Consider the following 11,577-nt stretch of genomic DNA (forward strand, 5'->3'; position numbering starts at 1 on the left):
GCGGTGCAGATGGGCGCGTTCTCCAGCCAGGCCGACGCCAATGCGCTGCGCGACCGCCTGCGCGCGGCCGGCTTCAGCGCCATCGTGCAGCCGGTGCGCACCGACAAGGGCACCCTGCACCGGGTGCGGGTCGGGCCGGTGGCCACGCGCGCCGAGGCCGAGCAGCTGCGCGGGCGCCTGGCCGCCCACGGCGGCGGCATGGTGGTGCCGCACCCGTGAGCAGGACCGGCGCCGGCGCGCCGGCCGCGAAGCCATGAACGCGATCGACCTGGTCCTGCTGCTGGTGATTGCCGCTTCGGCCCTGCTGGGCCTGTTGCGCGGCTTCGTCGGCGTGGTCGCCTCGCTGCTGGCCTGGATCGCGGCCAGCTGGTGCGCGTTCCACTACGGCGGGCAGCTGGCCTTCCTGATCAGCGAGGATGGACAGCCCGGCACCTCCGGGCTGCTGGCTGGCTACGCGCTGGCGTTCTTCGGCGTGCTGGTGGCGGTGAGCCTGGTCGGCTGGATCATGCGCAAGCTGCTGCACTCGGTGGGCCTGTCGGGCGTGGACCGTGTGCTGGGCCTGGCCGTGGGCGTGCTGCGCGGCGCGCTGGTGGCCTGCGTGATCGTGCTGCTGATGGCTTTCAGCACCTTGCCGCAGCAACCGGCCTGGGCGCAGTCGCGCGCGCTGCCGCTGCTGCTGCCGGGCGCGCAGTGGCTGGCGCGCTGGCTGCCGGAGTGGGCGGCCGGCGAACTGGACTTTGGCAACGGTCGGGCCGGCGGCGATAATGGCGCCCTTCACCGCGCCGGCGCCATCGTCGAATCCCTTACCGGGGCCCTTCCCGTTCCCGATGACGCGGCGCCGCCGCCACCCGGCGGGGAGCCTCCTTCCTCTTCCAGTCCCAACCCCGGTCAGTAGACCGTCGGAGATTTGCATCATGTGCGGCATCGTCGGAATCGTCGGCAACGACAACGTCGCGGGCCAGTTGTATGACGGCCTGACCGTGCTCCAGCACCGCGGCCAGGACGCGGCGGGCATCGCCACCGCCGACGGTACCCGCCTGCGCCTGCACAAGGACAACGGCCTGGTGCGCGACGTGTTCAACGCCAAGGCGATGAGCGTGCTGGAGGGGCGGGTGGGCATCGCCCATTGCCGCTATCCGACCGCCGGCTCGGAGGGCATGGACGAGGCGCAGCCGTTCTACGTCAACTCGCCCTACGGCATCGCCCTGGCGCACAACGGCAACCTGATCAACACCGAGGCCCTGCGCCAGCAGGTGTTCGCCCAGGACCGCCGCAACATCAACACCGACTCCGACAGCGAAGTACTGCTGAACGTGTTCGCGCACGAGCTGGACGTGCAGGGCGAGCTGACCCCGCAGGCCGCGATCCGCGCGGTCGCCGGGGTGCACCGCCGGGTCAAGGGCGGCTACGCGGTGGTCAGCGTGGTGCTGGGCCTGGGCCTGGTCGCGTTCCGCGACCCGCACGGCATCCGCCCGCTGGTGCTGGGCAAGCGCGAGGGCGCGGCCGGTGCCGAGTACATCGTGGCCTCCGAGTCGGCGGTGCTGGATATCCTCGGCTTCGCCCGCGTGCGCGACGTGCAGCCGGGCGAGGCGCTGGTCGTCACCCCGCGCGGCGAGGTGTTCGCCGAGGTCTGCGCCGAAGCGGTCGAGCAGGCGCCGTGCATCTTCGAGTACGTGTACTTCGCGCGCCCGGACTCGATGATCGACAACGTCTCGGTGCACAAGGCGCGCATGCGCATGGGCGTCAAGCTGGGCGAGAAGATCCTGCGCCTGCGCCCGGACCACGACATCGACACCATCATCCCGATCCCGGACACCTCGCGCGACGCGGCGCTGGAGATCTCCAACGTGCTGGGCGTGAAGTACCGCGAGGGCTTCATCAAGAACCGCTACGTCGGCCGCACCTTCATCATGCCGGGGCAGGGCGAGCGGGTTAAGTCGGTGCGGCGCAAGCTCAATCCGATCCACCTGGAGTTCCGCAACCGCGTGGTGCTGCTGGTGGACGACTCGATCGTGCGCGGCACCACCAGCCAGCAGATCGTGCAGATGGCGCGCGACGCCGGCGCGCGCAAGGTGTACCTGGCCAGCGCCGCGCCGCCGGTGCGCTACCCCAACATCTACGGCATCGACATGCCCTCCACCGACGAGCTGATCGCGCACGGCCGCAGCGTCGAGGAGGTGGAGAAGCTGCTGGGTTGCGACTGGCTGATCTACCAGGACCTGGAGGACCTGGAGGCCGCGGTGCGCGAGGGCAACCCGCAGCTCACCCGCTTCGATTCCTCCTGCTTCAACGGCCAGTACGTGACCGGGATCGAGCCGGGCTACTTCGAACGCCTGCAGCAGCTGCGCTCGGACGAGGCCAAGCGCCGCCGCCGCGCCTGCTGAGGAGGCGGCGATGGAGCTGTACCAGGCCGCGCGCGCCTGCCTGGACGAGGCCGATCCGGCCCGCAAGGTCGCGTTGACCCACGAATACGCCGCGGCCTTCGCCCGCGGTGACATCGTCCTGCCCGGGGAAGCGCCGCCGCCGGAGCCGATCCGCATGCCGGGGCGGCCGCCGCGGCCGAAGCTGGTGCATCCGCGCCACCTGCCGCGCCGCGGGCTGGGCAGCGAGGAAGGGCGGGCGGCGTTCCTGCACGCGATCGCCCACATCGAGCTCAATGCCATCGACCTGGCCTGGGACGCGGTCTACCGCTTCCGCGGCCTGCCCGAGCGGTTCTACCGCGACTGGGTGCAGGTGGCCGACGACGAGGCGCGCCACTTCACCTTGCTGCGCGACCGCCTGCGCCGGATGGGCCGCGACTACGGCGACTTCGACGCCCACAACGGCCTGTGGGAGATGTGCGAGAAGACCGCGCACGACGGCATGGCGCGCATGGCCCTGGTGCCGCGCGTGCTGGAGGCGCGGGGGCTGGACGTCACCCCGGGCATGATCGCGCGCCTGCGCGACATGGGCGACCTGGACACGGTGGCGATCCTGGAGGTCATCCTGCGCGAGGAGGTGGCGCACGTGGCCGCCGGCTCGCGCTGGTACCGCTGGTACTGCGAGCGCGCCGGGGTCGAGCCGCGCGCCCGCTTCCGCGAACTGTTGCGCGAGTACGCCAGCGGCTACCTGCACGGCCCGTTCAACGTCGAGGCGCGGCTGCTGGCCGGATTCGACGAGGACGAGCTGGAATCGCTGCGCTACGTGGAAGCGGAGCAGGCCGGCGGCTGAGCCGGCCTGCCGCTCAGCCCGGCGCCAGCGCCTGCAGCTGCGCGCCGCCGGCGTCCACCCGCAGCACCGAGCCCTGTTCGTACCAGTCGCCGAGCACGATGCGCCGGCAGTCGCGCGTGCCCACTCGCAGCGCGTGCACCGCCGGGCGGTGGGTGTGGCCGTGGACCAGCAGGTCCACGCCGAAGCGGGCGAGGGTGGCCTCGACCGTGGCCGGGGTGACGTCGGTGACGGTCTCGAAGGTGCCGCGGTCGCCCTGCAGCATTTCCTGCTGCCGCGCCATGCTGGCCTGGCGGGCCTGCGCCGCGAACGCCAGCCGCGCCTGCAGCGGCTGGGCGAGGAACTGCTGTTGCCAGCGCGGGTCGCGGGTCTGGGCGCGGAAGGCCTGGTAGGCGGTGTCGTCGCTGCACAGCAGGTCGCCGTGCATCAGCAGCGCCGGGCGGCCGTACAGCGATACCACCGACGGATCCGGCAGGATGCGCATGCCGGCGCGGCGGGCGTAGTCCTGGCCGACCAGGAAGTCGCGGTTGCCGTGCATGAAGTACACCGGCACCCCGGCGTCGGCCAGGGCGTGCAGCGCGGCGGCCACTTCCGCCCCGGCCTCGGACGGGTCGTCGTCGCCGACCCAGGCCTCGAACAGGTCGCCGAGGATGTACAGCGCGTCGGCGCCCGCAGCCTCGCCGCGCAGGAAGCGCAGGAACAGGGCGGTGATTTCCGGCCGGGCCGGATCCAGGTGCAGGTCGGAGACGAACAGGGTGGCCATCGCCGGATTGTAGGCCGGGCCGCGCCCTCCCGCCCGTGCCCGGCGCCAGGCGGCAGGCGGCAGGCGGCAGGCGGCCGCGCCGGTGGCCGGGGGCATGGGTCACACAGTGCAGGCGGGAATGGCCTTTGGTAACGTCCCTGCAATTCCAGGCGGTCGTGCACGCGCCGCCTGTCCACAGGGATGGTAGAGGGCACATGACCGCGGCCGGTGTAGACGTTTCTCCGACTCCGACGTCCCACTCCGGGCAACGCAAGCACGTCGCACTGGCCCTGCTGGCGGGCGTGGCCCTGACCCTCGGCGCGATCGCCGGCTACGACCTCATCCCGCCGGTGCGCTTCGACGTGACCCGGGTGCCGAAGGACGCGACCGTGCTGTCCTCCACCCCGGTGCCGGGCCGCGCCGAGGCCGGCGAGTGGCTGGACGAGGGCAAGCGCCGCCTGCGCTGCCACTACCCGCCGGGCACCAACGAGCCCCTGTACTACTGCGCGGTCAACTACTTCATCGGCTCCGGCCCCGACCGCGGCCTGGACCTGTCGAAGTACACCCACGTGGAGGTCAAGGTCGTCTACAAGGGCGACGTGCCCAAGCTGCGGCTGTTCGCGCGGCACTTCGACCCGCGCTACTCCACCGTCGGCGACACCAACAGCACCAAGTACAACGCGGTGTTCCTGCCGACCCAGGACCTGCGCGCGCCCCTGTCGCTGGGCACGGACGAGTTCACCGTCGCCGAGTGGTGGCGGCTGTACTACAAGCTGCCGCGCGAGCTGGCGCACGCCGAACTCAGCAACGTGGTCACGGTGGGGCTGGATTTCTCCTACCCCATGACCGAGGGCGTGCACGACCTGGAGGTGCAGGAGATCACCTTCGTGCGCCCGGGCCTGTCGCGCGAGACCTGGTACCTGGGGATCCTGGGCGTATGGCTCACCGGCATCGTGCTCTACGCGCTGCTGCAGCTGCGCACCTACCGCACCGAGCGCCGCCTGCTGCAGAACGAGGCCGAGAAGTACCGCGCCCGCGCCACCACCGACCCGCTGACCCTGGCGCTGAACCGCCACGGTTTCGAGCAGCGCTGGGCGCGGCTGCCGGCCGGCCCGGTCGTGCCCGGCCACGCGCGGGCCCTGCTGGTGCTGGACATCGACCACTTCAAGCGCATCAACGACAGCTGCGGCCACGACGCCGGCGACCGCGTGCTGCGCGAGCTGGCCGTGCTGCTGCGGCGCCAGCTGCGCTCCAGCGACTGGCTGGTGCGCTGGGGCGGCGAGGAGTTCGTGGTCCTGCTGCCGGGCGTGCGCAGCGACCAGGTGCCGGCGCTGGCGGAGAACCTGCGCGCGGCGGTCGAGGCCCATGCCTTCGAGCCGGGCGTGCCGGTCCCGGTGACGGTCAGCGTGGGCGTGGCCCTGCAGGGGCCGGACGAGGGCTTCGACGCGCTGTTCAAGCGCGCCGACGCGGCCCTGTACGAGGCCAAGCGCGGCGGGCGCAACCGCGTGGTCATCGCCCCCGGTCCCTAGCCGGCAGGCCGGCGCGGGCGCGGTGGACCAGGCGCTGCAGGGCCAGGGGGACGGTCCGTGGCCCGTCCTGCACCGCCGCGGCCGGCCGGGCGCCACCGGCCCGGGCCATGGGCGCTGCGCAGGCGGGGTAAAATGTCCCATTCCGTCCACGTCTTCCTCCCCATGACCTGCCGCACCCGCTTCGCCCCCAGTCCCACCGGCTACCTGCACATCGGCGGTGCCCGCACCGCGCTCTACTGCTGGCTGGAGGCGCGCCACCGCGGCGGCAAGTTCGTGCTGCGGATCGAGGACACCGACCGCGAGCGCAGCACCCAGGCGGCGATCGACGCCATCCTCGAGGCCATGGACTGGCTGGGCCTGGACTACGACGAGGGCCCGGTCTACCAGACCCAGCGCGTCGACCGCTACCGCGAGGTGGCCGAGCAGCTGATCGCCGAGGGCAAGGCCTACTACGCCTACGAGAGCAAGGAAGAGCTGGACGCCATGCGCGAGGCGGCCATGGCCCGTGGCGAGAAGCCACGCTACAACGGCGCCGCGCGCGACCTGAACCTGCCGTACCGCGACGACCCCAACCGCGTCATCCGCTTCAAGAACCCGACCGAGGGCGTGGTCGCCTTCGACGACCTGATCAAGGGCCGGATCGAGATCGCCAACAGCGAGCTGGACGACATGGTGATCTTCCGTCCGGACGGCTACCCGACCTACAACTTCGCGGTCGTGGTCGACGACTGGGACATGGGCATCACCGACGTGATCCGCGGTGACGACCACATCAACAACACCCCGCGCCAGATCAACCTGTACCAGGCCATCGGCGCCCCGGTGCCGAAGTTCGGCCACATGCCGATGATCCTGGACGAGGCCGGCGCCAAGCTGTCCAAGCGCACCGGCGCGGCCGACGTGATGCAGTACAAGGACATGGGCTACCTGCCCGACGCGCTGCTGAGCTACCTGGCGCGCCTGGGCTGGTCGCACGGCGACCAGGAGATCTTCAGCCGCCAGGAGCTGGTCGAGCTGTTCGACGTGCGCAACTGCAACTCCAAGGCCGCGCGCCTGGACATGGCCAAGCTGGGCTGGGTCAACCAGCACTTCCTCAAGACCACCGATCCGGCCGCGGTCGCGCCGCACCTGGTCTACCAGCTGGAGAAGCTGGGCCTGGACCTGGGCAAGGGCCCGAAGCCGGAGGAAGTGGTCGTGGCCCTGCGCGAGCGCGCGCAGACGCTGAAGGAAATGGCCGAGAAGGCCGTGGTCTGGTACACCCCGCTGGAGCACTACGACGAGGCCGCGGTGGCCAAGCACCTCAAGCCCGGCGCCGACGCCGCCCTGGCCAAGGCCCGGGAGCTGCTGGCCGCGCTGCCGGAGTGGACGGTGGAGGCGGTCGGCCAGGCCCTGCACGACACCGCCGCGGCGCTGGAACTGGGCATGGGCAAGATCGCCCAGCCGCTGCGCGTGGCCATCACCGGCACCCAGGTCAGCCCGGACATTTCCTGGACGGTCTACCTGGCCGGCCGCGACGAGGCCTTGAAGCGCATCGACGCCGCCATCACCAAGGTTCCAAAGGGCTGACCACGGAGGCGCCATGCCGCATGCCTGCACCGACCCCCATCACCATGTCCACAGCGCCGAAGCGTTCGTGCGGGCGGTGGAGCGGGCCTGCAGCGAGCGCGGCCTGCGCCTGACCCCGATCCGCGCCAACGTGCTGCGGCTGATCGCCGATGCCGGCAAGCCGGTGAAGGCCTACGACCTGCTGGAGAAGGTACGCGAGACCAAGGGCGCCGGCGCCGACGCGCCGCCGACCGTGTACCGCGCGCTGGATTTCCTGATGGCCAACGGCTTCGTGCACAAGCTGGCTTCGGTCAACGCCTTCGTCGCCTGCCACCATCCCAACAGCGCGCAGCACTCCGTGCCGTTCCTGATCTGCGACCGCTGCCATAGCGCGGTGGAGCTGGAGGACCGCGAGGTCGTGGCCCAGCTCGACGCGCGCGCCAAGGCGCTGGGCTTCCAGCCCCAGGCGCAGACCCTGGAAGTGCACGGCCTGTGCGCGCGCTGTGCCGGCTGAGCCGGCGCGCCCGGACGTGGCTTGCGGCGGTCAGGCCGCCGCGGGTGCCAGCTTCCGCTCCCTGATCGGTGCATTGGCCACTGCGGCCACCAGCGCCAGGGCCATGTCCGCGTACCACATCCACTGGTAGCTGCCGGTGCCCTCCAATGCGACGCCACCCAGCCAGGCGCCGAAGAAGCCGCCGACCTGGTGCGAGAGCAGGGTCAGGCCGAACAGCGTGCCCAGGTAACGCGGGCCGAACAGCTTGCCGACCAGGCCGGCGGTCGGCGGCACCGTCGCCAGCCAGGTGAAGCCGAGGCCGGCGGCGAACAGGTAGAAGGTCCAGGCGCTGGGCGGGGCCAGCAGGAACAGCGCGATCAGCAGCGCGCGGCTGGCGTACATCGCCGCCAGGATCCACTTCATGCGGAAGCGCTCGCCCAGCTTGCCCGCGGCCAGGCTGCCGGCGATGTTGAACAGGCCGATCAGGGCGATGGAGACCGCCGAGACGCTGGCCGGCAGGCCGCACAGCGCCACCTCGCCGGGCAGGTGGGTGACCAGGAAGGCCACGTGCACGCCGCAGGTGAAGAAGCCCAGGTGCAGCAGCCAGTAGCTGCGGTCGCGTGCGGCCACGCCCAGCTGGTGGCGCAGGCCGCGGTCCTCGAAGCCCTCGTGCGCCGGCGGCGCCTCGCCCTCGCGGCGGCGGAAGCAGCGCGCCAGCGGCAGGGTCAGCAGCGAGGTCGCGGCCATGCCCAGCATCGCCACGGTCCAGCCGGCCGCGCCGATCACCAGCTGCAGCACCGGCGCGAACACGAACTGGCCCAGCGAGCCGCCGGCATTGATGAAACCGGCCGCCGACGAGCGCCGCTGCGGCGGCAGCCGCCCGGCGGTGGCACCGATCAGGATGGAGAAGCTGCCGGCGCCCGCGCCGGCGGCGGTCAGCACCCCCAGGCTCAGCATCAGCCCCGGACCGGAAGGCAGGAACGGGACCAGCGCCAGGCCCGCGGCCAGCAGCAGGCCGCCGCCGACCAGCACCGGTTCGCAGCCATGGCGGTCGGCCAGCGCGCCGAACACCGGCTGCACCGCGCCCCACACGAACTGGCCGATCGCCAGCGCCAGGCTGATGGTGGCGATGCCGACGCCGGTATCCAGGTGGATCGGCGCCACGAACAGGCCGGTGGTCTGGCGCGCACCCATGGTCAGCATCAGGATCACCGCGGCGGCCACCACCAGGGTGGTGGTGCCGGGCGTGCGGGCAGTATCCGCGCTCATTCCTCTGTCTCCTTGGCCAGTGCGTCGTCCAGTGCGTCCAGCGCGGCGTGCAGCTGGCCCAGCGGGCCGCTGCCGAGCAGGGCGTCGATGCGCCGCTGCGCGCGCTGCCACAGCGGGCGTGCACGGGCCAGGCGCTGGCGGCCGGCTGCGGTCAGTGCCAGCACGCGCCGGCGCGGATCCTCATCGCGGACTTCGGCAACCAGTCCGTCGCGCAGCAGTGGCTGCAGGTTGCGGCTGAGGGTGGTGCGGTCCATGCCCAGGCTCGCGGCCAGCGTGCCCAGGCTTTGCGGCGTGCGCGCGTGGCGCAGCAGCGAATACTGGTTGACGTTGAGCCCGGCGCCGGCCAGGGCGTGGTCGTAGATCTGCGACACCAGGCGTGCGGCGCGGCGCAGCCGGAAGCAGGTGCAAGGCGAGTGCGGGGCGGGCATGCGGGCGGCCTGCGTGGGGCGGGCCGCCACTATACGTGCATATGCACGTATTCATGGAAGCGCGCCGCCGCCGAAGCGTGGCGGCGCGCGCATCGTGCGAGGTCAGAACCAGGCGCGTACGCCGAACGCCACCGCGCGTCCCGGCAGCGGCGCGTATTCGCGCAGCAGGGAGGTGTGCGGACGCGCCTCGGTGTCGCCCAGGTTGCTGCCATCCAGGAACAGCTCCCAGCGGCCGCCGTGCGGCTGTTCCCAGCCGTAGGACAGGTGCGCGTCGACCAGGGTGTAGCCGGGGCTTGGTTCCTCGTTGCCTGCCACCCGGTCCTGCGCGCGGTAGCGCACCGCGCCCAGCGAGGCGCGCCAGCCGCCCAGGTCCCAGGCCAGGCTTGCACCCAAGCGCCCGGGCGCGATGCGCGGCAGCGGACCGCGGTTGTCCAGTTCCACGACGTAGGCGTGGGCATGGTCGCCGTGCGGCACCTCGAACGCCGCCGTGCGCGTGCCGCTGCCGTCCAGTTCGCCGCGCACGTGGTCGGCAAACAGGCGCAGGTCCCAGCGGCCGCTGGCGTTGTCGGCCAGGTGCAGTACGGCCTCGGCCTCGGCGCCGGTGAACACCGCGTCGGCCTGGGTCCACAGCCGCACCGGCACCTCGTGCTCGGACACGCCGGTATCGGCCAGGTGGATGAACTCGTCGAAGCGGCTGCGGTACACCGACAGCTCCAGGTCGAAGCGCTCGTGGTGCGCGTGAAGGCCGATCTCGCCGCGCAGGGCGGACTCGGTGTCCAGGCCGGTGTCGCCCACCTCCAGCGAGGCGGTGGCCACGTGCAGGCCGCCGGCGTAGAGCTCTTCCTGGGTGGGCGCGCGCTCGGAGCGGTCCACGCCCAGGCGCAGGTCCAGGGACGGGGCCAGCTTCCAGATCGCCGAGGCCGAGAGGCTGGTGGCGCCGAAGCTGCGCCGCGGCTTGCCGCCTTCCGGTTCCAGCTCGACCCGGTCGTGGCGCGCGCCGAATTCCATCTTCAGCGGGCCGGCGCTCTTTTCCTGCAGCACGAACAGGCCGTGGCTGCGGGTCAGCGTGGCCGGCACGAAGGCTTCGGCGCCCACCGCGCCGAAATCGACCCGCCCGGATTGCAAACCGAAGGCGCCGCGCCAGCCGCCCAGTTCCTTCTGCACCGCCTGCACGCGGGCGTCGTAGCCGCTGCTGGTGAAGCGGGTGCCGACCTCGCCGCCTTCCAGTTCCACGTGTTCGTAATCGCTCCAGGCGCCGTGGAAGTCGATCCGCTCCAGGAACGCGGCCGGTGCGTAGATCCCGCCCTTCAGCTCCAGGCGGTCCTGGCGCAGGTCGATGCGCACGTCGTGGGCGTGGTCTTCCTGGCCGTGCGCGTCCCCGTCGCCGTGTTCCTCTTCCCCGTGCCCATGGTCGCCGGCGTGCACGTGCGCGCCCGGCGGAATGCCGTACTCGCTGCGGTAGGTGCTGGCGGCCACGCCCAGGTAGCCGGCATCGCCCAGCCAGGTCAATCCGAGGCCGCCGGCGCGGGTCTGCATCGCGCTGTTGCCCAGGCGGCCCGGCGCGGCCTCGTGGCCTTCCTCCTCCGCGTCGTGGTCGTGCGCGGCGTGGGCCTGGCCGGGGATGTCGTAGTCGCCGGTATCACGCAGCAGGCCGTCCACGTGCAGCACGAGGTTGTCGCCGCTGGTGCCGTCGAGCCGGAACATGCCGCTGCGCTCGTTGTTGACCGTGTTGCCGCGCAGCTCGGCGCGGCCGGACAGCGGTGCGCCGGGCAGCTCGCGGGCGATGCGGCCGTCGACCACGTTGACCGCGCCGCCGATGGCCCCGCTGCCGAACAGCAGGGTCGCCGGGCCCTTGAGCACCTCGATCTGGTCGGCCAGGAACGGCTCCACGCTGGCGGCATGGTCGGCGCTGACGGTGGACGCGTCCTGGCTGCCCAGCCCGCTTGCCAGCACCTGCACGCGCGGGCCGTCCATGCCGCGCAGGATCGGACGGCCCACGCCCGGGCCGAAATAGCTGGTCTGCACGCCGGGCAGCCGGGCCACGGTCTCGCCCAGGGTCGCGGCGCGCGCGTCATCGAGGGCCTGGCCCTGCAGCACTTCCACCGGGCGTGCCAGGGTCTCCGCATCGCCGGCCAGCGGCGAGGCGGTGACCTGCAGCGCCGGCAGTTCGGTGGGGTCGTCGTGGGCCAGCGCCAGGGCTGGCAGGCCCGCGCAGGCCAGCGCGATGGAGGCTGCCAGCGGCGCACGGACGAGGACGCGGGAAGCGGGGGAACGCATCGGATCGGGCATGCGAGGTCCTTGGGGGTGACGTGGGAGGGCGGATGTTATAATGTATCTCTCATTCCGGTGCCACCCCCCCCCCCC

General features: G+C 72.2%; 11 protein-coding genes. 7 read left to right on the forward strand and 4 right to left on the reverse strand.

The features are described from left to right. The 4 genes from B351_RS16325 to B351_RS0106230 form a co-directional block, all read left to right on the forward strand. Positions 1–219, forward strand: a 219-nt coding sequence (locus B351_RS16325; RefSeq protein ID WP_039731121.1) for an SPOR domain-containing protein, incomplete at its 5' end; no start/stop codon positions are given. 34 nt (positions 220–253) lie between these two features. Next, positions 254–895 (forward strand): CvpA family protein, encoded by a 642-nt coding sequence (locus B351_RS16330; protein WP_019398184.1) that lies wholly within the window; start codon positions 254–256, stop codon positions 893–895. A gap of 19 nt (positions 896–914) precedes the next feature. Next, positions 915–2,384, forward strand: a complete 1,470-nt coding sequence (gene purF, locus B351_RS0106225) for an amidophosphoribosyltransferase (RefSeq protein WP_019398185.1) — start codon at positions 915–917, stop codon at positions 2,382–2,384. Between the two features lie 10 nt (positions 2,385–2,394). Continuing rightward, entirely contained in the window at positions 2,395–3,210 is an 816-nt protein-coding gene (locus B351_RS0106230) for a ferritin-like domain-containing protein (RefSeq protein WP_019398186.1), read from the forward strand. 13 nt (positions 3,211–3,223) lie between these two features. Here the strand turns inward: B351_RS0106230 and lpxH are convergent, their stop codons facing one another. Further along, positions 3,224–3,970, reverse strand: a complete 747-nt coding sequence (gene lpxH / locus B351_RS0106235) for a UDP-2,3-diacylglucosamine diphosphatase (protein ID WP_026010432.1) — start codon at positions 3,968–3,970, stop codon at positions 3,224–3,226. A 194-nt stretch (positions 3,971–4,164) separates the two neighbouring features. Between lpxH and B351_RS0106240 the strand changes: the two genes are divergently transcribed. From B351_RS0106240 to B351_RS0106250, 3 genes are all read left to right on the forward strand, one after another. Next, positions 4,165–5,478: a diguanylate cyclase gene (locus B351_RS0106240; RefSeq protein WP_083852405.1), complete on the forward strand. Its 1,314-nt coding sequence runs from the start codon at positions 4,165–4,167 to the stop codon at positions 5,476–5,478. A 162-nt stretch (positions 5,479–5,640) separates the two neighbouring features. Further along, positions 5,641–7,044: a glutamate--tRNA ligase gene (gene gltX, locus B351_RS0106245; RefSeq protein WP_019398189.1), complete on the forward strand. Its 1,404-nt coding sequence runs from the start codon at positions 5,641–5,643 to the stop codon at positions 7,042–7,044. Between the two features lie 13 nt (positions 7,045–7,057). Next, complete coding sequence (locus B351_RS0106250; protein ID WP_019398190.1) at positions 7,058–7,537, forward strand: transcriptional repressor; 480 nt, start codon at positions 7,058–7,060, stop codon at positions 7,535–7,537. A 30-nt stretch (positions 7,538–7,567) separates the two neighbouring features. Here the strand turns inward: B351_RS0106250 and B351_RS0106255 are convergent, their stop codons facing one another. The 3 genes from B351_RS0106255 to B351_RS0106265 form a co-directional block, all read right to left on the reverse strand. Continuing rightward, positions 7,568–8,785 (reverse strand): MFS transporter, encoded by a 1,218-nt coding sequence (locus B351_RS0106255; RefSeq protein ID WP_019398191.1) that lies wholly within the window; start codon positions 8,783–8,785, stop codon positions 7,568–7,570. After that, positions 8,782–9,213, reverse strand: a complete 432-nt coding sequence (locus B351_RS0106260) for a MarR family winged helix-turn-helix transcriptional regulator (protein WP_026010433.1) — start codon at positions 9,211–9,213, stop codon at positions 8,782–8,784. Before B351_RS0106260 ends, B351_RS0106255 begins: the two co-directional genes overlap by 4 nt. A 102-nt stretch (positions 9,214–9,315) precedes the next feature. Continuing rightward, entirely contained in the window at positions 9,316–11,502 is a 2,187-nt protein-coding gene (locus B351_RS0106265; RefSeq protein ID WP_019398193.1) for a TonB-dependent receptor, read from the reverse strand. Positions 11,503–11,577: the final 75 nt, after the last annotated feature.

Origin of the sequence: Pseudoxanthomonas sp. GW2 (assembly GCF_000283075.1) — a bacterium.
Taxonomy (GTDB): Bacteria; Pseudomonadota; Gammaproteobacteria; order Xanthomonadales; family Xanthomonadaceae; genus Pseudoxanthomonas.

Coding starts and splice junctions, on each gene's coding strand:
- B351_RS16330 (WP_019398184.1), top strand. CDS start 254: ATGAACGCGATCGACCTGGTCCTGCTGCTGGTGATTGCCGCTTCGGCC.
- purF (WP_019398185.1), top strand. CDS start 915: ATGTGCGGCATCGTCGGAATCGTCGGCAACGACAACGTCGCGGGCCAG.
- B351_RS0106230 (WP_019398186.1), top strand. CDS start 2,395: ATGGAGCTGTACCAGGCCGCGCGCGCCTGCCTGGACGAGGCCGATCCG.
- lpxH (WP_026010432.1), bottom strand. CDS start 3,970: ATGGCCACCCTGTTCGTCTCCGACCTGCACCTGGATCCGGCCCGGCCG.
- B351_RS0106240 (WP_083852405.1), top strand. CDS start 4,165: ATGACCGCGGCCGGTGTAGACGTTTCTCCGACTCCGACGTCCCACTCC.
- gltX (WP_019398189.1), top strand. CDS start 5,641: ATGACCTGCCGCACCCGCTTCGCCCCCAGTCCCACCGGCTACCTGCAC.
- B351_RS0106250 (WP_019398190.1), top strand. CDS start 7,058: ATGCCGCATGCCTGCACCGACCCCCATCACCATGTCCACAGCGCCGAA.
- B351_RS0106255 (WP_019398191.1), bottom strand. CDS start 8,785: ATGAGCGCGGATACTGCCCGCACGCCCGGCACCACCACCCTGGTGGTG.
- B351_RS0106260 (WP_026010433.1), bottom strand. CDS start 9,213: ATGCCCGCCCCGCACTCGCCTTGCACCTGCTTCCGGCTGCGCCGCGCC.
- B351_RS0106265 (WP_019398193.1), bottom strand. CDS start 11,502: ATGCCCGATCCGATGCGTTCCCCCGCTTCCCGCGTCCTCGTCCGTGCG.